At 61.3% G+C, this 20,982-nt stretch carries 16 protein-coding genes; 9 read left to right on the top strand and 7 right to left on the bottom strand.

Annotated elements, in window-relative coordinates; all coding sequences use genetic code 11:
* Nucleotides 1-9: 9 nt before the first annotated feature.
* Genes BDOA9_RS35995 through BDOA9_RS35965 form a run of 7 tightly spaced genes read left to right on the top strand, consistent with a single transcriptional unit; the run spans nt 10 to nt 8,915 of the window.
* Complete coding sequence (locus BDOA9_RS35995; RefSeq protein WP_052363169.1) at nt 10-927, top strand: NAD(P)H-binding protein; 918 nt, start codon at nt 10-12, stop codon at nt 925-927.
* Complete coding sequence (locus BDOA9_RS35990; RefSeq protein ID WP_042337064.1) at nt 924-2,228, top strand: MFS transporter; 1,305 nt, start codon at nt 924-926, stop codon at nt 2,226-2,228. The genes BDOA9_RS35995 and BDOA9_RS35990 overlap by 4 nt, the downstream gene beginning before the upstream one ends.
* Nucleotides 2,229-2,273: 45 nt before the next feature.
* On the top strand, nt 2,274-3,896 hold the full coding sequence (locus BDOA9_RS35985; protein ID WP_025038760.1) for a thiamine pyrophosphate-dependent enzyme: 1,623 nt from the start codon (nt 2,274-2,276) through the stop codon (nt 3,894-3,896).
* A 30-nt stretch (nt 3,897-3,926) separates the two neighbouring features.
* Entirely contained in the window at nt 3,927-5,438 is a 1,512-nt protein-coding gene (locus BDOA9_RS35980) for an aldehyde dehydrogenase family protein (RefSeq protein ID WP_025038759.1), read from the top strand.
* 45 nt (nt 5,439-5,483) lie between these two features.
* Nucleotides 5,484-7,025, top strand: a complete 1,542-nt coding sequence (gene hpaE / locus BDOA9_RS35975) for a 5-carboxymethyl-2-hydroxymuconate semialdehyde dehydrogenase (RefSeq protein WP_025038758.1) — start codon at nt 5,484-5,486, stop codon at nt 7,023-7,025.
* Between the two features lie 21 nt (nt 7,026-7,046).
* Complete coding sequence (gene hpaD, locus BDOA9_RS35970) at nt 7,047-8,027, top strand: 3,4-dihydroxyphenylacetate 2,3-dioxygenase (RefSeq protein ID WP_025038757.1); 981 nt, start codon at nt 7,047-7,049, stop codon at nt 8,025-8,027.
* Nucleotides 8,028-8,045: 18 nt separating this feature from the next.
* Nucleotides 8,046-8,915: a fumarylacetoacetate hydrolase family protein gene (locus tag BDOA9_RS35965; RefSeq protein ID WP_025038756.1), complete on the top strand. Its 870-nt coding sequence runs from the start codon at nt 8,046-8,048 to the stop codon at nt 8,913-8,915.
* Nucleotides 8,916-8,944: 29 nt separating this feature from the next.
* Here BDOA9_RS35965 and BDOA9_RS35960 read toward each other — a convergent pair whose 3' ends face one another.
* The 3 genes from BDOA9_RS35960 to BDOA9_RS35950 all read right to left on the bottom strand — a co-directional run bounded on the left by BDOA9_RS35960 (nt 8,945) and on the right by BDOA9_RS35950 (nt 11,925).
* On the bottom strand, nt 8,945-9,601 hold the full coding sequence (locus tag BDOA9_RS35960; protein WP_210183864.1) for a YitT family protein: 657 nt from the start codon (nt 9,599-9,601) through the stop codon (nt 8,945-8,947).
* A 135-nt stretch (nt 9,602-9,736) separates the two neighbouring features.
* Nucleotides 9,737-10,972 (bottom strand): CaiB/BaiF CoA transferase family protein, encoded by a 1,236-nt coding sequence (locus BDOA9_RS35955; protein WP_025038754.1) that lies wholly within the window; start codon nt 10,970-10,972, stop codon nt 9,737-9,739.
* Nucleotides 10,969-11,925: a hydroxymethylglutaryl-CoA lyase gene (locus BDOA9_RS35950; RefSeq protein ID WP_025038753.1), complete on the bottom strand. Its 957-nt coding sequence runs from the start codon at nt 11,923-11,925 to the stop codon at nt 10,969-10,971. The genes BDOA9_RS35955 and BDOA9_RS35950 overlap by 4 nt, the downstream gene beginning before the upstream one ends.
* A 285-nt stretch (nt 11,926-12,210) precedes the next feature.
* Between BDOA9_RS35950 and BDOA9_RS35945 the strand changes: the two genes are divergently transcribed.
* On the top strand, nt 12,211-13,632 hold the full coding sequence (locus tag BDOA9_RS35945) for an MFS transporter (RefSeq protein WP_025038752.1): 1,422 nt from the start codon (nt 12,211-12,213) through the stop codon (nt 13,630-13,632).
* 423 nt (nt 13,633-14,055) lie between these two features.
* Here BDOA9_RS35945 and BDOA9_RS35940 read toward each other — a convergent pair whose 3' ends face one another.
* Nucleotides 14,056-16,149, bottom strand: a complete 2,094-nt coding sequence (locus BDOA9_RS35940; protein ID WP_042337061.1) for a methyl-accepting chemotaxis protein — start codon at nt 16,147-16,149, stop codon at nt 14,056-14,058.
* A gap of 281 nt (nt 16,150-16,430) precedes the next feature.
* Between BDOA9_RS35940 and BDOA9_RS37440 the strand changes: the two genes are divergently transcribed.
* Nucleotides 16,431-17,380, top strand: a protein-coding gene (locus BDOA9_RS37440; protein ID WP_152033754.1) for an IS630 family transposase whose coding sequence is annotated in 2 segments (ribosomal slippage) — nt 16,431-16,766 and nt 16,769-17,380 — 948 coding nt in all. Because the reading frame shifts where the segments join, the coding sequence is not laid out codon by codon here.
* Nucleotides 17,381-17,419: 39 nt separating this feature from the next.
* On the opposite strand, the gene BDOA9_RS36565 is transcribed toward BDOA9_RS37440, so the two are convergent.
* From BDOA9_RS36565 to BDOA9_RS35915, 3 genes are all read right to left on the bottom strand, one after another.
* Entirely contained in the window at nt 17,420-18,130 is a 711-nt protein-coding gene (locus BDOA9_RS36565; protein ID WP_082848008.1) for a GntR family transcriptional regulator, read from the bottom strand.
* Nucleotides 18,131-18,218: 88 nt separating this feature from the next.
* Complete coding sequence (locus BDOA9_RS35920; protein ID WP_025038748.1) at nt 18,219-19,271, bottom strand: ABC transporter ATP-binding protein; 1,053 nt, start codon at nt 19,269-19,271, stop codon at nt 18,219-18,221.
* A complete protein-coding gene (locus tag BDOA9_RS35915; protein ID WP_025038747.1) occupies nt 19,268-20,980 on the bottom strand; it encodes an ABC transporter permease in 1,713 nt (570 codons plus the stop codon). The genes BDOA9_RS35920 and BDOA9_RS35915 overlap by 4 nt, the downstream gene beginning before the upstream one ends.
* Between the last annotated feature and the right edge of the window lie 2 nt (nt 20,981-20,982).

Raw genomic sequence — 20,982 nt, 5'->3', positions numbered from 1 at the left:
GAGGATCGCATGATAGGGATTACCGGTGCGTCGGGCTATCTCGGCGGCAGGATTCTGCGTTCAGTCGCCGCACAACGGCCCACCGGACAGCCGCTTGTCGCAATGACACGCCGGCTGGCGAACGCGCCCGCACTGAAGCACTTCGCCGACGACGTCAGACAGGCGGACTTCGCGGAGCCAGGAAGCCTCACGTCCGCCTTCCGCGGCATTCACACGCTTCTGATGGTCTCGGTCGAGGGACAAGACGAGGAACGCATTCGGCTTCACCGCAACGCGCTCGAAGCAGCGCTCGCGTGCGGGGTCAAACGCATTCTCTACACGAGCTTCTTCGACGTTGATCCCAACTCCCCTTCCAGCGTTGCCCGCGTTCATCGCCTGATGGAGGCAGACCTGATGGCGTCCGGCACAGACTGGGTGATGCTGCGCGATGGCCCCTATGCCGACAACTTCGTGAAGCGGATTGCCGACGCCGCCAAGCAGGACGGGATCTTCCGCATGGCCGCCGGCGAGGCCCGACTTCCCTTCATCGGCCGCGCGGATCTTGCGGAGGCCGCAGCAGCGGCCGTCCTGTCGGAACGCAGTCAAGTGGCATGGCGACTATCCGGGGCCGAGCTCCTAAGCTGCGCCGATCTCTGCGCGATGTTCTCCGAAGTGTTCGGCCTACCCGTCAGATACCAGGCCATCTCCGACGAGGAGCAGGCCGCCGACCTTGAACGTCAGGGATTGCGCGCAGATCTCATCGCGCGGCGCATCGCCTATGGACGGGCCATCCGCGAGGGCTACATGAGCGCACTCACGGACGACTTTCGCACTCTGGTGGGGCGCGCCCCGACCGGCGTTCGCGATCTCCTCCCCGGCCTTGGACTCGATCTCGGCAGCCATGCGCGGCAGCGGGGCGTTCTGACGCGCCAAGAGAGGACTTCATGATGAAATCGCAACAGCTCTCTTCGAATTCGGTCTACGCCAAGGTCGCCTGGCGGATCCTGCCGATCCTCTTCGTCGTGCAACTGATCGGCATCGTCGATCGCTTCAACGTCGGGTTCGCACAGCTCCAGATGTCCAAGGAGCTTGGCCTGTCCAACGCGGCATACGGCTTTGGTGCAGGCCTTTTCTTTATCGGCTACTTCGTCTTCGAAATACCGAGCAACATGATCCTGGCGCGTGTCGGTGCCAAGGCTTGGTTCACGCGCATTCTTGTGACTTGGGGTATCGCGACGGTCGCGATGGCATTCGTGACGAACGAGACCTGGTTCTATGTCCTTCGTTTCCTTGTCGGTGCGGCCGAAGCCGGCTTCGCACCCGGGACGCAGCTCTACTTTTCGCGGTGGTTTCCCAACGGCTATCGGGGACGCGTCAACGGCTGGTTCCTGATGTCTATTCCACTGGCGGGGATGCTCAATGGGCCGATCTCGGGGAACATTCTCGGCCATCTCTCGGGCTTTGCGGGACTGTCCGGGTGGCAATGGCTCTTCCTCATCGAGGGAGTGGTTACGATAGCACTTGCACCCCTCCTATTCGTCATTCTGCCCAACGAGCCGAAGAACGCGGGCTGGCTCGGGAAGGACGAGCGCCTGATCGTCGAAGAGGGCGTGGAGACCTCCAGGCGCCTGGCGCATACGCATGCGATCGGCGACATGCTGAGGAGCCCCCGCACGCTACTGATGGCCGCGGTATACTTCCTGCTTCTGCTCGGCAATTACGGCATCGCGTTCTGGATGCCGCAAATCATCAAGGGATCCGGCATCGCCGATCCCGTCGCGATCGGCTGGCTCGCGGCAGTTCCCTCGCTCTGCGCGTTCGTGGCAATGCCCTTGTTCAGCCGCCTGTCCGATGCGGGTGGGCGCAAATGGTATCTGGTCGTCGGCGGCCTCACCGCGGCGATCGGCCTCGTCATCACCTCTCTGAACAGCACCAATACGACCCTCGCCATCGTCGGGCTCGCGCTCACTGCAAGCGGCGTGCTCGGCTGCATCCCAGTGTTTTGGGCTTATGCGGCCAGGGTCTATTTCGGACCGGCCGCCGTCGTCGGCTTCGCCTTGATCAACTCGGTGGGCAATCTCGCCGGCTTCGTGGCGCCCTCCTACATCGGCATCGTCGCAGATGCGACCGGTTCGCCGGTGAATGGCGTTCACGCCATCGCGATCGGGCAGATCGTCGCCATCCTCCTTATCGCAGCCTTCTTCGACAAGGCCGACTCCCAGCCGAGGCTAGAGCCGCAACGGCTGTGAGCTGTCCCATGTTTACGCCGCCAACGTCATCCGGGAAAACAGCCCATGCATCGTGAAACTACCGGCGCTCTGATCGCCAGGTCCCTCATCAACCACCGGGTCGATACGATCTTCGGCATTCCCGGCGCGCACATGTACGACTTTAATGACGCGCTCTACGAGCAACGCCACAAGCTGCGTTTCATCCACACCCGGCATGAGCAAGGTGCCGGCTACATGGCCTATGGCTATGCCAAATCGACGGGGAGACCCGGCGTCTACACGGTCGTTCCCGGTCCGGGCGTCCTGAACTCGGGCGCGGCGCTCTGTACCGCCTATGGAGCAAACGCGCCTGTGCTTTGTGTTACCGGCAATATCATGTCCGATCTGATTGGCCGCGGGCGAGGCCAACTTCACGAACTGCCCGACCAACTGGCGACGCTGCGCGGACTGACGAAGGCGGCGGCACGTATCAATCATCCGAGCGAGGCGAGCGATGTGATGGCCGCGCTGTTCACGCAGATGCTGAGCGGCAGGCAAGGCCCGGTGGCGGTCGAGGCGCCCTGGGACGTATTTGGCAAATCGGGGAACAGTGCCAACCCAGACCAGATCGGACAGGTGCTGCCCGCGCCATCCCCGGATCCGGACGAGATCAAGAAGGCCGCGGCCGTGATTGCCGCTGCGAAGAACCCGCTCATCATGGTCGGGGGCGGCGCCGTCAGTGCCGGCCGAGAGATCAAGGAATTCGCCGAACGGCTGCAGGCCCCGGTGACAGCTCACCGCTCCGGCAAGGGTATCGTGTCGGACGATGATCCGTTGTCGCTCGATTTCGTGGCTGCCCGCGACTACTGGAAAACTGCGGACGTGTTGATCGGCATCGGCAGCCGGCTTGAGCTTCAGTACATGCGCTGGCGCTGGATGCCCAAAGACATCAAGATCATCCGCATTGACATCGATCCGATCGAGATGGTGAGGCTGAAGCCCGACGTCGGCATCATCGCCAACGCGGCGGACGGAACACGAGCCCTGATCGAGGCGCTGAAGACGACTGGTCCGCCATCGCGACGCGACGAACTGCTTCAGCTCAAGGCCACGGCTCGCAGCGCCATCGCCGAGGTGCAGCCCCAGATGGCCTATCTCGACGTCATCCGCGCCAGCCTGCCGCGCGACGGCTTCTTCGTTGAGGAAGTCAGCCAGATGGGATTCACCGGCCGATTCGGCTTTCCCGTCTATGCGCCCCGGCAATACGTGACGTGCGGCTATCAGGACAATCTCGGTTTTGGCTACAACACGGCGCTCGGGGTGAAAGTCGCCAATCCGGACAAGCCGGTCGTATCCGTGTCCGGCGACGGCGGCTTCCTGTTCGGTCTCCAGGAGCTGGCCACGGCCGTCCACCATCGCATCAACGTCGTGGCAATCGTCTTCAACAACTCCGCCTATGGCAACGTGCTGCGCGATCAGCGCCAGGCCTATCAAGGGCGCTACATCGGGTCCGAGCTCACCAACCCGGATTTCGTGCGCCTTGCCGAGTCCTTTGGAGTGAGAGGTTATCGCGCAAGCTCGCCCGCCGCATTGAAGAAGACACTGGTCGAAGCGCTTGCATTGGACGCGCCCAGCGTGATCGAGGTGCCGATCGAGAAGGGCTCCGAAGCAAGTCCCTGGCCTTTCATCCATCCGCCGGCCTCCTAGAGCAAAATGCACAATCATCAGGAGATATCGATGACCACACACGTTCGCGCTTCCGCCGAATTGCCCGTAAGCGATGCGACCCGGACCTTCCTCGCCGGCGAACACACGATGACGATTGGCGGGCGTGACGTCGTTGCAGCCAGTGGCGCAACCATCCCGGTGTACGATCCTGCCGCGGGCGGCACCATTGCCCTCGTCCCCGCGGGGGGCAAGGCCGAGATCGATGCGGCGGTCAAGGAAGCGCGAAAGGCCCTGGACGGGGCCTGGTCGAAACTGCGGCCTGCTGATCGCGAGCGCTTGCTGCTCAGGCTCGCCGACGCGCTTGAGGCCGACGGCACCGTTCTGGCGGAGCTCGAGACCGCCAATAACGGCCAATCGATCGGGATCGCGAAAGCCATCGAAGTCGGCGCGTCCGCCGAACATCTGCGCTACATGGCCGGTTGGGCCACCAAGATTTACGGTCAGACTCTCGACGTCTCGATCGCGGTGCCGCCAGGAACTCGCTATCGCGCCATGACTCGCAAGGAGCCGGTTGGCGTGGTCGGCGCCATCGTACCATGGAACTTTCCGCTCTCGATGGCCATCTGGAAAATCGCGCCCGCGCTGGCGGCCGGCTGCACCATCGTGCTGAAGCCCGCGGAAGAGACCCCGCTCACCGCGCTTCGGCTCGGACGGATCATTCGCGAGGTCGGCTTTCCCGAGGGCGTCGTCAACGTCGTGACCGGATATGGCCACGAGGCTGGCGCCGCTCTCGCCTCGCACCCCGGCATCGACAAGGTCGCATTCACCGGCTCGACAGAAGTTGGCAAGATCATCGGCCGCGCGGCGGTCGACAATATGACCCGCTTTTCGCTCGAGCTCGGCGGCAAGTCGCCCATGGTGATGTTCGACGACATGAACCCCGATCTCATCGGGGTGGCGGCCGCGATCGGCGTCTACTTCAATCAAGGCCAGGTTTGCACCTGCGGCTCCCGCGTGCTGGTGCAGAAGGGCATCTACGACAAGGTGGCCGAGACATTCGTCGGCGTCGCCAATAGCCTTAAGATCGGTTCCGGGTTCGACCTCGCCAACCAGATCAATCCCCTCGTCTCGAAGAAGCAGCAGTCGCGCGTGCTTGGCCTGATCGAGAAAGGCGTCGCCGAAGGCGCGAGAGTGGTCGCAGGCGGTGCGGCTGCGGACGGCGCCGGTTTCTTCGTCAAGCCGACCGTGATCCTCGGGGCCAAGCCCGATAACATTCTCGTGCGCGAGGAGATCTTTGGGCCCGTCGCAGCCCTGATGCCGTTCGAGGACATGGACGACGCGATCCGCCAGGCCAATGACACCGTCTACGGGCTCTCGGCATCGGTCTGGTCGCGGGACATCAACCGCTGCTTCACTTTTGCCGACGCAGTCAAGGCCGGCACGGTCTGGGTCAACATGCACAATGTGGTCGACCCCAACATGCCCTTCGGCGGCTTCAAGCAGTCCGGCATCGGCCGCGAGCACGGCGCATCGGCGGTCGAGAACTACATGGAGACGAAATCGATCTGCCTTGCGCTCTGACAGATCGTCTGCCGGGATCGAGCAATCCAATCACAGGGGAATAGCATGCCAGACGCATCTCCGAACAATCTCAATGCCAACCGGCAACGAGCTTTCGGCTACCTGAAACGCTTCAGCGAGGCCGTCGTGCCGCACCTGATCGCAGGACAACGGACGCTGTCGGTCTCCGGTGCAACGTTCGAGACGATCGATCCGGTCACGAACGAAAAGCAATCCACGGTCGCCTCGGGCGATGCGGCCGATATCGACAAGGCCTGCGAAGCGGCCGCGAAGGCATTCAAGACCTGGCGAAATGTCTCCGGGGCAAAACGGCGCGAGATCCTTCATGCCATTGCCGATGCCATCGAGGCGAGATCGGACGAGGTCGCACTCGTGGAGAGTTCCGACACCGGCCAGCCCATCCGCTACATGGCAAAAGCGGCCCTGCGAGGCGCGGAGAACTTCCGCTTCTACGCCGACCGCGCACCCGGGGCAGCGGATGGCCAGTCGCTGCCGGACACCGATCACATCAACTACACCATGCGCCAGCCGATCGGACCGGTCGGCGTGATCACGCCGTGGAATACGCCGTTCATGCTATCGACCTGGAAGATCGCGCCGGCGCTTGCGGCAGGGTGTACGATCGTCCACAAGCCGGCCGAATGGAGTCCGCTCTCCGCCGTCATCCTGACGGAGATCATGGACGAGGTGATCCGCAAGCACGGCGGCCCCGCCGGGGTGGTCAATCTCGTGCACGGAATGGGCGAGAGCGCCGGCAAGAGCTTGACCGAGCATCCCGAAATCAAGGCCGTCGCTTTCGTCGGCGAGACCACGACCGGCTCCCACATCATGCGCCAGGGCGCAGCGACCCTGAAGCGGGTCCATTTCGAGCTCGGGGGGAAGAATCCCGTCATTGTCTTCGACGACGCAGACCAGGACCGTGCGCTCGATGCGGTTCTCTTCATGATCTATTCGCTCAACGGCGAGCGTTGCACGTCGTCCTCGCGCGCCCTTGTGCAGGAAGGCATCTACAAGGATTTCGCCACCAAGGCCGCTCAACGCGTTGCGAGCCTGAAAGTTGGCCATCCACTCGATCCTGCCACCGAAATCGGCCCCCTGATCCATCCCCGCCACGCCGAAAAAGTGCTCAGCTATCCGGTTTTCGCCCGTGAATCGGGAGCAACGGTCGCGGTCGGCGGCGAACGAGCGCTGGGTGGCAAGGGCAATTATGTCCAGCCCACCCTGTTCACGGACGCGCGCAACGACATGCGGATCGCCCAGGAAGAGATTTTCGGTCCGGTGCTGACGATGATCCCTTTCAGGGACGAGGCAGATGCCGTGCGCATATCGAACGACGTCCGCTACGGCCTGACCGGGTATATCTGGACGCGCGACGTCGGCCGCGCACACCGCATCGCGCGCGACCTCGACGCCGGCATGATCTGGGTGAACTCCGAGAATGTCCGCCATCTGCCGACACCGTTCGGCGGCGTCAAGCAGTCCGGCATCGGTCGCGATGGCGGGGACTATTCTTTCGAGTTCTACATGGAGACCAAGAACATCGCGATTGCCTACGGCGGTCACAAGATCCCGCGCATCGGGGTCTGACCAGAGATTTGGAGAAAGAGAATGTCAATTCCCGCCAGCGTTCTATATCCGCCCTTCAACATCGTCAGGCTGAGCCACATCGTTCTGACCGTTACGGACCTCAAGGCGTCCCGCGCCTTCTATGTTGACACGCTCGGCCTGCAGGTGACGGCGGAGGACGAAAGACGGGTCTATCTGCGCGCGCTCGAAGAGCGAGGGCATCATTGCGTTATCCTCGAGCAAGGCGAGCACGGCATCGCCAACGAACTCGGCTTCAAGGTCTTCGATGAAGAGCACCTCGACCGCGCCGCGAAGCATTTCGAAACTCAGGGGCTGCCGGTGCAATGGGTCGACGCTCCGCACCAGGGGCGTACGTTCCGGACCCGGGATCCCCAGGGCATCCCGCTCGAATTCTATGCCCGCATGGATCGGCTCGCTCCAATCCACCAGCAATACGGGCTCTACAAGGGCGTCAAGCCGCTGCGCATCGACCACTTCAACTGCTTCTCGCCTGACGTGCGGGCCTCCGTCGCATTCTACAACTCGCTTGGCTTCAGGGTCACGGAATACACCGACACGGAGGACGGGTCAGAGCTGTGGGCCGCGTGGATGCATCGCAAGGGCGGGGTGCACGATATCGCGTTCACGAACGGGCGCGGACCGCGCTTGCACCATGTGGCGTTCTGGGTGCCGACGCCGCTCAACATCATCGACCTGCTCGATCTGATGTCGACGACCGGTTACGTCGAAAACATCGAACGTGGCCCCGGCCGGCACGGTATCTCCAACGCGTTTTTTCTCTACATCCGAGATCCCGATGGACATCGCATCGAGATCTATTGCTCGGACTACCAGACCGTGGACCCGGACCTGGAACCGATCCGCTGGGACTTGAAGGACCCACAGCGTCAAACGCTTTGGGGTGCTCCCGCCCCGCGATCCTGGTTTGAGGAAGGCTCAAACTTCAGGGGCACTGAGCTTCGCGCTTCCAAGCTAAAGTCAACGCCGATCGTTGCGCCGTGATCGGACGGGGAGCTGCGCATGACCCAAGGTAAGCTCTGCACGTTCCTTGTTGACGGCAAGATCCGCTACGGCCTTTTCCGTCCCGGTGGCGTGGTCGATCTCAGTGCTCGCCTTGGCAGCCGCTGGCCTGGGCTCAAGGAAGTCATCGCCGATGGCGCCTTGAACCAGCTCGTGGATGCCGGAACGTCCTTCCCCCTCGACTTTGGGGATGGTGAATTCCGCCTGGTTCCGCCGATCGAAAGCCCCGAAAAGATCATCTGCGTCGGGGTCAACTACCCGGACCGAAACGAGGAATACAAAGACGGCCAGGCCGCACCAAGCAATCCCTCATTGTTCATCCGCTTTCCACGTTCATTTGTGGGCCATGAGTTTCCGCTGACGCGTCCGAAGGCATCTCAGCAGCTCGATTACGAAGGCGAAATTGCTTTCATCATCGGCAAGCCGGGGCGACACATCCGACAGATCGACGCACTCGATCACATCGCGGCCCTCTCGATCGCCAACGAAGGAACGATTCGCGATTGGGTCCGGCACGCTAAATTCAACGTGACCCAGGGTAAGAATTTCGACGGCACCGGCTCCATCGGCCCCTGGATCGTCCCATACCGTTCAGAAGCTCAGCTTGCCGATATCCGGCTTACCACGCGTGTCAACGGCGAGATCCGGCAAGACGATCGCACCAGCCGGATGATCTTCGATTTCCGGAGGTTGATCAGCTACATCTCGACCTTCACGACTCTTGTACCCGGTGACGTCATTCTGTCAGGAACGCCGACAGGGGCCGGGGCCCGTTTTGATCCGCCCCGGTGGCTCGCACCCGGTGACATCGTCGACGTGGAAGCCGAAGGCATCGGCCTTTTGCGCAACGGTGTTGTCGACGAGACCTGAGCATCAGGACGGATGCTCGTCCTTTCGGGTCATGTCCCGTAGTAGCGTCCGTGGCGATGATTGATGGCGATCACGGCGTTGAGCGACACTGCACCGAGGATAGAGAGAGCCAAGGTCTGTGGCGTCGCCGTGCAGATTCCGAGAGCCAGGATCAGGCAGTCGCCACAGAGTTGCACCCACCCGGCGCGAAAGCCGCGCCGCTGTTGCAAATAGAGGCCCAGAACCGTGAGGCCTCCCATGCTGGCGCCGTGACGGATCAGAATCAGAATGCCAATTCCGGCGCACTGTCCAGCCAAGACCGAGGCAAAGACGGGATTGATCGACGCAATGGCGATGACATGCGGTAGGCCTTCCACGAACAGGCCGACGAGACTGATTGCAGCGAATGTCCGCATCGTAAACTTGCGGCCAAGCGCAACCCATGCGAAGATGTAGAATGGGATATTGATGGCGAAGAGCAACGGCCCCAACGGCCAGTGCGTGAGATAGTGGACGATGACGGCGAACCCCGCCGTGCCTTCGGTCAGGAGCCCTGCCTGCCTGAAGAGCACCATGGCGAGCGCCATGAATAACGAGCCGGTGAGCAAGGCCTGCAGGTCTTCCCATCTCGTGTGCGGCGCCACATCGGCCGAGGCGCCTGCGGTCGGCTTGCTTTCAATCAATGTTATCGCCCCGTCCGCGGACATTTGTGTTGGCTCCGCTCGACCGGGGCAGCGACGCATGGAATTGCCCCCGCTCCCACCGTCGCTTACCCAGCGGCTGTTCAGGAAAGATCAGGCTCAAAACACGCGATAAAAATCTGAACCGATCTCATCGCGGCCCTAGGCAACCGATGGCGCATCCAGCGCTTCCGACTTTTGCGCCACTGCGCCCGAGGATACGAAGGTTGCGATCTCGCGATCCGTGTAACCAGCAGCACGGAGCAGCTCGTCAGTGTGCTCGCCGATACGCGGCGGCTGGCGTTCGAGACCCAGTCTTTCCCGCTCGTCTCCAAACTCCAGTGGCAGTGCGGGAATTCCGACCTTGGGTCCGCCACCATAGCCCGACACCGCGGTCGCCAGCAGCCCCCCATGGGCAAGCAGATGCGGATCAACCGCGAGCTCATCCGGCCTTCCGACGCGGGAATAGGCCACTCGTGCCGTTTCGCATTTGTCGAGAATCTCGGACAGCGGAAGCCGGGCCAGCCGTTGCTCGAGTTCAGGAAGCATCCACTGACGCGCTTCGCAGCGATTGGCGTTTCCGGTCAGCCGCGGGTCGTCCCGCCATTCAGCGAAGCCGAACACGTCACAGAGCCGCTGCCAATGGCCGTCCGACGTGCAGCCGATGAAGACCTGACCGCCATCGCTCGACGTGAAGACGTCGTAGACGCCCCAGGCATTTTTGCGCGCCGGCATTGGCGGCATTGGGCCGCCGAGGACTGCGCTTCCGACCACGACGGCGCCGAGCATGAAGGTCGCACTTTCGAACAGGGAACTCGAGACCTTCTGGCCTTTGCCCGTGCGATCCCGTTCGCGAAGAGCCGATAGCGCCGCAACCACGCCAAACACGCCGCCGAGAATGTCGACAATGGGGGCCCCTGCCCTGAGCGGACGGCCGGGAGGTCCGGTCATGTAGGCGAGGCCCGACTGCATCTGCACGACCTCATCGAGCGCGCCGCGATTCTCATAAGGACCCTTCAGAAAGCCCTTCATCGAAAGGTACACCAGGCGGGGATTGATCTTCCGTAGGTCCTCCCATCCACATCTTAGTCGTTCGATCGTGCCTGGTCCGAAATTTTCGAGCACGATGTCGGCATCCTTTACCAGCCGGTGCACGATGGCCTGCCCGTCCGGACGCTTGAGATCGACCGCTATCGAGCGCTTGTTGCGATTATAAGTCGCAAAAAATCCCGCGGCGAAGCCCGGCAGCTTTCTGGTGGGGTCGCCTTCGACGGACTCGATTTTGACAACGTCGGCACCCAGGTCGGCAAACACGACGCCAGCGCACGGCCCCATGATGGTATGACCGAAATCAAGGACCTTGAGGCCGGTCAGTGGCTTTGTCGCATCCGTCGTCATGCGGCGTTCCTTCTGAATGAAGCAAGAGTGCCCGAACGGAGGGCGGCACTTGGCAGACCGTGTCCAACGATCCGTTCAGCCAGCCTCGCCACCTCGATGAGCGCTTCCAGGTTGAGACCAGTCGCAATACCCATCTCCTCGCACAGGAGAGCAAGCTCTTCGGTAGCGATGTTCCCCGGCGCGCCGGGCTGGCCGGCGAACGGGCAACCGCCCAACCCGCCCACGGCAGAATCGAAGCTCGTGACCCCGAGCCGTAGCCCTTCGTAGGCACAGGCAATGCCCTGTCCGCGCGTGTCGTGCAGGTGCAGCGCGACAGCCAGGTCGGGCCAACGGTTGCGAACCGCTCCAATTGCGGTCGCGACGCGCTTGGGCGTCGCCCAACCCATCGAATCGGCCAAAGTAACGTTGTTGACCGCGACGCCGGCGTCGCGTGCGAGCGCGAGCGCATCCTCGACCGTCTCGACGACCTTGCCGGCGGCGATATCGCCGGCGAAGTTGCAGCCGAAAGCTGCCATGACGATGATCTTCCTGATTGGCAGGCCCGCGTCGCGGTGAAGCTGGACATACTTCGTCATCGCTTCGATCTGCCCGGCGCGGTCACGGTTGAGGTTTCTGATCGCAAAAGGCTCTGAAGCGCTCAGTGAGATGAATCCCTCGAGCGCCAACTTATCCTTGAAGGCCAGCGCACGCCGAAGCCCGGCCTCGTTGAACCATACTGCCGAATAATCGATACCTTCCCGCGGTGTAAAGCCGGCGAAAACAGCTTCCGCATCCGCCCAACCAGGCACGTGCTTGGCGTTGACAAAGGAGCCCACCTGGATGTGGCAGAGACCGCATCCCGACAGCGCATCGACGAGGGCGATTTTGTCAGCCGTCTTGATCGGCCCCTTCTCGATCTGGAACCCCTCGCGCGGTCCTTCTTCATTGATGATGACGCGCTTTGGCAGATCCATCGATGATTGCCTCCCGACCGTATCCTTGAAGATGCTCGAACGTGGATGCCCTGCGTCACCCTGACAATTACAATTTGGAGATTGGCTCGTTCTAAGAATCAGATGCCGCCTACCGGCTGCGCAACCGTGAAGACGCGGCCAAGCATCTGGCTTTTAGAAGCCTCGTATCGGATAGTTCTATTGGTACTATCGGAGCCTACTCGGCATCGTGCCTCTCCTCCAAGCAAGATACCAAAGCTTGCGATCTCGGCCTCAAAGCGGGCCAAAAGCGGGGGAGGATGGGACATGGCCGCAAATACCGCCACAGCGGTTGACGCCGGGGCGCACGTTGACAGCGGCAGAGGGACCATCGAAGACATCGCCGCACGCATGGAGCGGTTGCCCATGTGCCGCTATCTGTGGCGTCTCGTCGTCCTGATTTCTCTCGGCGGCTTCTTCGAACTGTACGACCTCTTCTTTACGGGCTACATTGCTCCGGGATTGACAAAGAGCGGCCTGCTTTCGACGACGACGGCGAACTTCTTCGGCTTTCAGGGTATTGGTGCCTTCGTTGCCGTGACGTTCATCGGCTTGTTCATTGGCACTTTTTTCCTAGGGTTCATTCCGGACAAGCTGGGCCGGCGCTTTGTGTTCACCTGGGCGCTGGTGATTTACACGGCTGCCACCGTGATTATGGCATTTCAGACGACGACGGAAGGCTTGCTGATCTGGCGTCTGCTCGCCGGCATCGGCTTGGGCGTCGAGGCGATCACCATCGACGCCTACATCACCGAGCTCGTTCCGCGCCGCATGCGCGGACGCGCCTTTGCGCTCAATCAGACGATCATGTTTCTCGCGCAACCGTCGGTGGCGTTGATGGCATGGTGGCTGGTGCCGCAATCGCCGCTTGGTTTCGACGGTTGGCGTTGGGTCATCTGCATTGCGGCATTCGGAGCGGTCATCGTCTGGTTTATCCGTCGCGCTGTGCCGGAGAGTCCCTTATGGCTTTCGCAAATGGGCCGGGCCGCCGAGGCGGATCAGATCCTTTCGGCGGTCGAGGCACGGGTCGAGAAGCAGATCGGCGGCAAGCTCGCTGCGACAAAGCCGATGTTCATTCCCCGGGCATCGACCACTGCGGCCTTGCCCGATCTCTGGCGCACACCCTACCTTCCGATCGTCCTGACGCTGATCGTCTTCAACATCTGCCAGGCATTCGGATATTACGGCTTCTCGAGCTGGGCGCCCACGCTCCTGATCGAGAAGGGCATCACGATCACCAAGAGCCTCGAATACTCCTTCATCATTGCGTTTGCCGCACCGCTCGCGCCGCTCATTGCGATCGGCTATGCAGACAGGGTAGAACGCAAATGGATTATCGTGACCACCGCCTTCGTCATTGCTTGCGCCGGCTACGGCTTCGCCGAGTTCGTGCGGCCTGCCGCGATCATCGCCTGCGGGCTTGCGATCACCTTCGCGAACACCACGCTGTCGTTTGCGTACCACGCCTATCAGACCGAGGTGTTTCCGGCGCGCATTCGTGCTCAGTCGGCGGGCATCGTCTATTCGGCAAGCCGGGTGGGCGCGATGTTTTCGGGCTTCATTGTCGCTTTCGTGCTCCGCAATTCCGGCGTCTCCGGGGTATTTGCCACGATCACAATGGCGATGTTGATCGTCGTGCTTGTAGTTGCAATGTTCGGGCCAAGGACTCGAGATCAGATTGCGGCTTAACCCAAATTTATGTCAAGGTCGCTCAGCTCCTGTCCGGCGCATTCCAGCCGGTGACTTCGCTGGTCCGATTCTATATCCGCACGATGGTTCAGGGCAGATCGCAACCATATGCGGAATCGCGTTCTGCAAAACTAACCGTCATTCTGGGTCTATGGGCGCAGTGACCTTGGCGATCGCTCTCAGCCTGAACACCTTGGTTGGGTTCGGCCTCCGCGCACCACCGATTGGTCCTTGACGACTATCTAGCTCCAACCTACAGCGAGGCTGCGATCTGCTAACCCTGCTCGGTCCAGCTTTCATGACTCTGCCTGGCGCCGCTCTCGTCGCGGCGATGGCGAAGCACCTCCGTGCGGACATCGGGTGTGCGCTCGAAGCAGGATAGACGGCTTGGCCGGTGGGCCACGACGCGCGGCCGCGGCTCGCCTAGGCCACCCGCAGATTCTCGACAAACTGGTCCACATCGGCTCTTAGATCATTCGATAAACGCGACAGCATCCTGGCGGCGTCGAGCACCTCGCCGGCCGCCGCGCCAGTCTCGGTCGCAGCGTCCGAAACGCTGACGATGTGCCGCGACACTTCCGTCGTCCCTTCTGATGTCTGCTGGACGTTCCGGGCAATCTCGCGCGTCGCGGCCCCTTGCTCTTCCACCGCGGCGGCGATGACCGACGCGATCTGGCTGACGCGCTGGATGGTCTGACTGATTGATTGGATTGCCAGAACCGATGAACCAGTCGCAGCCTGGATGGCCGCAACCTGGTTGGTGATATCTTCGGTCGCATTCGCGGTCTGAGTGGCGAGAGTTTTGACCTCGGCGGCGACCACCGCGAATCCTTTACCTGCCTCGCCTGCACGCGCGGCCTCGATCGTCGCATTCAGCGCCAGGAGATTGGTCTGTTTCGCAATGCCGCTGATGAGCTCGACCACGTCTCCGATCCGCTGCGCGGCGTCGGAGAGCGCCTGTACCTCGCGATTGGTCAATTCAGCCTGTTGGGCTGCCGCACTCGCGATCCCCGTGGAATCCGCGACCTGCCTGTTGATCTCGCTGATCGACGCCGAAAGTTGTTCGGTCGCCGCCGCGACTGTCTGCACATTCGCGGATGCCTCGCGGGAAACATTGGCGACTTCGGCCGCCTTCGAACGTCCTTCATCTGCGGTCGCCGACATCGATTGCGCCGTGGCATTCAGCTCGTCCGAAGCGGACGCGAGCGTGTGCAGCGATTCCGTAACCGAAACCTCGAAGCGCTTGATCAGGTTCTCCACCGCGACTTGGCGACGTTCCTTGCCCTGCTGTTCGACTTCCTTTTCCTGTGCGAGCCGGTCGCCGTCGATCATACTGTCCTTGAACACCGCAACCGCGCGCGACATCTCACCGACTTCGTCGGATCGGTCGAGTCCTGCAAGCTCGATTCCATAGTTCCGCTGTGCCAGACCCCGCATTGCAAAGGCGAGATTGCGCAGGGGAGCCGTGATCCTGCGATGAACCAGCAAAAACCCAACGGCGGTTATAACGACCGCAACCAGCATCATCGCGATATCGATGATGAGCCCGCGCCTGGCCGAACTCATTTGCTGCCCCGCGCGAACGACCATCTCGTCGAGGGCGGTTGTGGCGGCACTCGACGGCAGGTCCTGGAGCGCGGATTCAATTCTTGCCAGATCTGCGTATTTGACGTTGATCGGCTGCCCGCTGTTCAACGTCTTGACGTATTCGTTGTGCTGCTGGGTCATGGCGACCATCTCGGGTTGCTTGGAGCGAGCGATAATCTCGACGAGGGCCGACGGCGCATCCGGACGAGATAGGGCGTGCCGCACCTCGCTCCACGCACGATCAGCGCGACCGGCGTCTTCTGCCGCACCGACGATTTCGGCGGTACTCCATGGCTTGCCACTCGAAGCCGCGGCGCTCATCCGAATGATGACTTGTCCGGCAGAGTCGCGAACTGCCCATGCCGCCTGCTTTACGCCGAGCAGATAGTCGATCATGGGATCGACCAGCATGAGGCTTTGCTCAATCGCGTCCGTCAGGCCGACCAGCGTATCAAGATAGGCCTGTGTCATACGCTCGAACTGCTCGGCAAAGCGGGGATCGCGCGAGGCCTTCGGCGAATGGATGGCAGCCTCGGCGCTGGCACGAAGGTCGCTCAAGGTTTCATGCGCGGCAACGACCGCCTTGCTCCGATCCGCGAGCTTGGAGTCGGCCGAGACTGCCAAGCGATCTTGAGCCTGCTGATAGGCCGTCTCGGCCAATCTTCGGTTGGTCGCTATGCGATTGTCGGCAGTGGCATCAGCCGGGGCCTCGGCCACGAGCCCGGCGAGGAAGGTCCCTCGCTCGCGGCGGAAACTCGATACGGTCGTAAACAATTGCTGACTTACGGCGGCCAATTGATCGACCCGCTGGGCGGCTCTGTTACGACCCAATGAGTCATAAACACTTAAAGCCACCTGGCTGACCAGGAGGCTTCCCAAAATACCGATGACCAATCCAAGAATCGCGCGAACGGACAGATTTTCAAACATTGTTTCCAGCGTGTGCTGACAAGGTTATGCGACTCTAGGACAAGCCCGTTAACGAATTAATGGAAGCTGCAAGCACAGGCATGTTTTTTCTGCCAGACTAGGCGACCAAACGGCAAAGGCAGGCGGGCTTCTTGCACCTCGCGGATCTCATCGTCGGGCCGAGGCCGTAATATTCCTGTCTTGAAGTTTTAGAGCGGTTCACGGATTTATTGAATCGGAAGGGATTCCCGAGCTGGGGCGAATATGATTCAAGATGCTGGCTGGGCTGGAGGCCAGCATCGATGGTCCGACCAATTTCCAACGATTTACGCAAGCGTGCGGTATCCGCTGTTGCCAAAGGTGAGAGCTGCCGGTCCGTGGCGGAACGGTTTGGTGTTGCGGTGTCGTCGGTTGTGAAGTGGTCGCAGCGTTATCGAGCGACCGGCTCGGTTGCGCCTGGCAAGATGGGCGGTCACCGCAAGCCGGTGCTTGATCCGCACCGCACCTTCATCGTCGAGCGGATCACCGAGACGCCGCACCTGACGCTGCATGGTCTGAAGGCGGAACTGGCGGCCCGTGGGGTCAAGGTCTCACACAACGCGGTCTGGCTGTTCCTGCGTCGGGAAGGACTGCGCTTCAAAAAAAAACACTGTTCGCCCTCGAACAGGCTCGCGCCGACGTCTCTCGTAGACGCCAGCGTTGGCGGTCCTGGCAGGCCGGGCTCGATCCGGGCCGGCTCGTCTTCATCGATGAGACCTGGATCAAGACCAACATGGCCCCTTTGCGGGGCTGGGGCCCCAAAGGAGCACGTCTGCGCGGCTTTGCTCCGCATGGTCACTGGCGGACCCTCACATTCCTCGGTGCGCTCCGCCACGACCGGCTCACGGCACCCTGTGTCTTCGACGGACCGATCAACGGCGAGTGCTTCCGCGCTTATGTCGAGCACCTTCTCCGGCCGACCCTGCGCGAAGGCGACATCGTCATTCTCGACAATCTCGGAAGCCACAAATCGAAAGCTGTCAGGCAGACGATCCAGGCCGCCGGCGCCAGGCTCTGGTACCTGCCGCCCTACTCACCCGACCTCAATCCGATCGAACAGGCCTTCGCCAAGATCAAACACTGGATGCGGCAAGCTCAGAAGCGCACCATCGAGGACACTTGGCGCCACATCGGTCATCTAGTCCACGACATCCAGCCTCGCGAATGCGCCAACTACTTCGCCAACGCCGGTTATGCTTCAGTCAAAATGTGAAACGCTCTAGCGCCAACTGGCGGCTGTTCGCACCGCTGTTCAGTGCCTCCGGAAGGCCTTACGGAGGCTCGCAATGGCGCTGGCGGAATACGCATCCATGGCGGCTTCCGCAGCAAGCGGACGACCTCCTTCGATCGCATCCACGATTGCCTTGAACTGCCGGAGCGATTGCTCTGCGCGGCCAGGAACGGTGATCGAGCGATAGCGAAAACGAACGAGCTGGTAGTTCACTGCCGACAGAAGCCGGCTCGCCGTCTCGTGCCGCGACGCACTCCAAATGACCGCTCGCAATTTGGCCGTCTCGTCGGAAAAGGCATTCATGTCTTCCGCTGCCAGCGCCTTTTCCATCGCGCCGAGCAGCGAGCGCATCTTGCGGCACTGCGTCGGCGTTGCGTTGCGGGCCGCGTGCGCCGCAACCAGGCGTTCCAAAGCGCCGCGCGTCTCAAAGATCTGAAGCGCCTCATCTCTTTCGACGACGCGTACCCTGGCGCTGTGATTCGGAGAGCAACTGACCAAACCCTCCTGATCGAGCCGACTGAGCGCAATGCGAATATTCGCCCGATTCGTACCGAAGCGTTGCGCAAGATCGTTTTCGATAAGGCGCTCGTTTGGCACGAGCTCGCCGGAAACGATCAATTCACGAATAAGGCGGTAGTAGTTCGGCTTTTCACCCCGCTCCTTCGATGACCGATCTCCGGTCCGCTCTCCGACTGTCCTGACCGAGATCTTCGTCTGCTTTCTCGCAACCAATGCTCAACCCTGCCAATTCTTTTCCGACAAAGCATGTCGATATTGCCTCTTTCCACCCGTGTGCCGCAAGTCTGTCTCGCACCATAGATCAGACGCGAATTAGCGCCCGTTCCGGCAGTTCGAGCGCCACCCGCGCCCCGACGGCGTGCTCGGCCTCCGAACTGCTCACTTTCAGGACAACGCCAGCGGCGTCGACATCGTAGACCGTCATCCCGCCGAGAAACGTGGCATTTCTCACTTCACCCTTGATGATGTTCGCACCCGCCGCATTCTCGGGAAGGAATCTCAGCATTTCCGGTCGAATCGCCAGGAGACCATCGCGCTTCAACTTCGATCCCGTTTCCAGGCGATGACCACCCTCGAGAACGACATACCCATCACCTTCTTGCGCGACCGGCAAGATGTTTGAAGCGCCGAAGAAATTCAGCGCAAATCGGGAAACAGGTTTCTGGAACAGCTCACGCGGAGGTCCAATCTGCTCGACCCGACCTTGGCGCAACAGACAGATCCTGTCCGCCACGACCATGGCCTCGCCCTGATCGTGCGTGACGAATACGCCGGTCACACCCGATTGCTTGATCAGCCGTCGCAGCTCGTACCTCATTTCCTCCCGTAAATTGACGTCGAGATTGCTGAATGGCTCGTCGAACAATATCACACGAGCCTCGACGACCAGGCTTCTGGCAATGGCGACGCGCTGCTGCTGTCCTCCACTGAGCGTCGAGGGATAGCGATCGGCCATGTTTGCCAAGCCGACGCTGGCAAGAATGGCCTCGACGCGTTGCCGGATCTCTGGGCGGACCACTTTACGAAGCTTGAGTCCATACGCCACGTTTTCGGCAACCGTCATATGCGGCCAGAGGGCATAAGATTGAAACACGAATCCGACCTGACGTCGCTCCGGACTCTCATTGATATTCCCGGCTGCGGAAAAGACGGTTCTGCCGCCAATCCTGATTTCACCTTCACTCGGCGTTTCCAGACCGGAAATACACCGCAACAACGTCGTCTTGCCGCATCCGCTCGGCCCTAGCAACGCGACGATTTCCCCGGCGTCGATGGCAAGATCGATCGGGCCCACCGTCAGGCCGGGAGCGAACCGCTTCTGAAGACCGCTGAGTTCGACATGCGTGGCGCTCATGCGCGCTCCTTCCCGGACAGGAAATAGACACAAGTGACAAGGACCATTGTGATTAATCCTTGCAGGACGGCGAATGCGAAGGCCTGCATCGCGCCAATCGAGTTGAGTGAATTCCAGGTCAGGATCGAGAGCGTAAGGGACTGGGATGAATAGAGCAGCACCGTCGACGTCACCTCGTTCAACGCGAAGATGGCAACGACCAGCCAGGAGGACAACAACGGAACTCGAACGATCGGTGCCGAGATGTCCAGCATGCGCCGCACCACCGACGCACCCAACACGCGACCGGCTTCGTCGAGGTCACGCGACAATTGCAGCAGCCCCGCCGATACGGCTCGCGCGGGGTGAACGACGAACCTCGCAACATAGGCCAACAGCAAAATCCAGATGGAGCCCCATAATCCCATCGGTGCGCCGACATAGGCCCACAACATGCCGATGCCAAGCACCATCCCCGGAATCGCAACCGACATCGAGCTGATATAGTCCAGGGCTCCGCGCAATGGAGCGCGGGTCCGCACGACGCAAAAGCTTACCAGAAAGCCCAGCGCTACGCAGATCGTTGCGGCCAGACCCGCCAGCACCAGACTGTTCGTCAACGCCTGAAGGTTCGCCGGCCGCAGCGCAGTCTCGTAGTTTCGCAAGGTCAGGAGATCGAGATTCATCCGGCGTCCCAGGAAGGGTAGGAACGAGCCGTAGACGAGGGCTGTCAGAGGAAGCAACGTGGTGCAGCACAGATATGTACCGAGCAATACCGGCAAAGCCGGCCGCCATCTTCCAGCATCGGTGCGCGCGCGTCGTTTCGGCTTGCCGGTTACCACAACATAACGATCCGAAGCCTTGGCCATCCAGCGATAACCCATGACACCGGCGCAGGCGATCAACAGGAGGAGCGATCCCAGCGCAGCCGCCAGATTCGGCGACGTGGGCTCCGCCGAGACCATGTAGTAGATTTCACCCGGGATCGTCTTGATATGTGCAGAACGACCGAGCAGCGTCGGGACCGCAAAATTCTCGGCGGCCATCGTTGCAATGATCATAAAGGTTGAAAGCAAGGCAGGCCTGAGCAGTGGCAACACGATAAAGCGCGCCACCTGAAGGTGGCTGCTGCCAAGCACCGACGCAGCCTCTTCCAATTCGGATCCGACGGCTTCCACCGGTCCGGCCAGGACGATCAACGCATAAGGCACGTAATGGACGGAAAGTACGAAGATGATCCCTACAAAGCTGTAGACGTTGACGAGTGACCCCGTTGCCCCGATCGCCTGCCACACCTGGTTGACAAGTCCTACTCGCGGGGCGCCGAGTGCCACGAAGGCGAAAGCCAGCATCAAGGGCGAAAAATAGAGAGGAACCGTCAACAACACTCGCCACACCCGCGCGCCAGGTACGGCAACACGGACGAGTAGCCAAACCAACACCAAGCCAATGGCGGTCGAGACGATGCCGGTCGCGATCCCGATTCCCAATGTCGTAAGCAGCGGTTCAACGAAACGGGACGTCGCATAAACATCGACAAGATTTTTAAATGTCAGACTAGCGTCCGGGGCATGCGGTGGTGCGCTGGATAGCGCGCCGAAAGCAAGGTAACCGAGCGGCAACAGCACCAAGGCTGCGAGCGTCAACAGAAGAGCAAAGCTCAGAAGCGTCTCTCCATCAAGGAGACGCATGATGCGGGCCGGCTTTGCCAGAATCACAAGATCCGACATGG

Origin of the sequence: Bradyrhizobium sp. DOA9, from assembly GCF_000617845.2 — a bacterium.
Lineage (GTDB): Bacteria > Pseudomonadota > Alphaproteobacteria > Rhizobiales > Xanthobacteraceae > Bradyrhizobium.
Note: the sequence above shows the minus strand (reverse complement) of the source record. Positions and strands in the feature narration are given on the sequence as shown.

Excerpts from the sequence above, each read along its gene's own strand:
- BDOA9_RS35995 (WP_052363169.1), top strand. The coding sequence starts at position 10 with ATGATAGGGATTACCGGTGCGTCGGGCTATCTCGGCGGCAGGATTCTG.
- BDOA9_RS35990 (WP_042337064.1), top strand. The coding sequence starts at position 924 with ATGATGAAATCGCAACAGCTCTCTTCGAATTCGGTCTACGCCAAGGTC.
- BDOA9_RS35985 (WP_025038760.1), top strand. The coding sequence starts at position 2,274 with ATGCATCGTGAAACTACCGGCGCTCTGATCGCCAGGTCCCTCATCAAC.
- BDOA9_RS35980 (WP_025038759.1), top strand. The coding sequence starts at position 3,927 with ATGACCACACACGTTCGCGCTTCCGCCGAATTGCCCGTAAGCGATGCG.
- hpaE (WP_025038758.1), top strand. The coding sequence starts at position 5,484 with ATGCCAGACGCATCTCCGAACAATCTCAATGCCAACCGGCAACGAGCT.
- hpaD (WP_025038757.1), top strand. The coding sequence starts at position 7,047 with ATGTCAATTCCCGCCAGCGTTCTATATCCGCCCTTCAACATCGTCAGG.
- BDOA9_RS35965 (WP_025038756.1), top strand. The coding sequence starts at position 8,046 with ATGACCCAAGGTAAGCTCTGCACGTTCCTTGTTGACGGCAAGATCCGC.
- BDOA9_RS35960 (WP_210183864.1), bottom strand. The coding sequence starts at position 9,601 with ATGTCCGCGGACGGGGCGATAACATTGATTGAAAGCAAGCCGACCGCA.
- BDOA9_RS35955 (WP_025038754.1), bottom strand. The coding sequence starts at position 10,972 with ATGACGACGGATGCGACAAAGCCACTGACCGGCCTCAAGGTCCTTGAT.
- BDOA9_RS35950 (WP_025038753.1), bottom strand. The coding sequence starts at position 11,925 with ATGGATCTGCCAAAGCGCGTCATCATCAATGAAGAAGGACCGCGCGAG.
- BDOA9_RS35945 (WP_025038752.1), top strand. The coding sequence starts at position 12,211 with ATGGCCGCAAATACCGCCACAGCGGTTGACGCCGGGGCGCACGTTGAC.
- BDOA9_RS35940 (WP_042337061.1), bottom strand. The coding sequence starts at position 16,149 with ATGTTTGAAAATCTGTCCGTTCGCGCGATTCTTGGATTGGTCATCGGT.
- BDOA9_RS35920 (WP_025038748.1), bottom strand. The coding sequence starts at position 19,271 with ATGAGCGCCACGCATGTCGAACTCAGCGGTCTTCAGAAGCGGTTCGCT.
- BDOA9_RS35915 (WP_025038747.1), bottom strand. The coding sequence starts at position 20,980 with ATGTCGGATCTTGTGATTCTGGCAAAGCCGGCCCGCATCATGCGTCTC.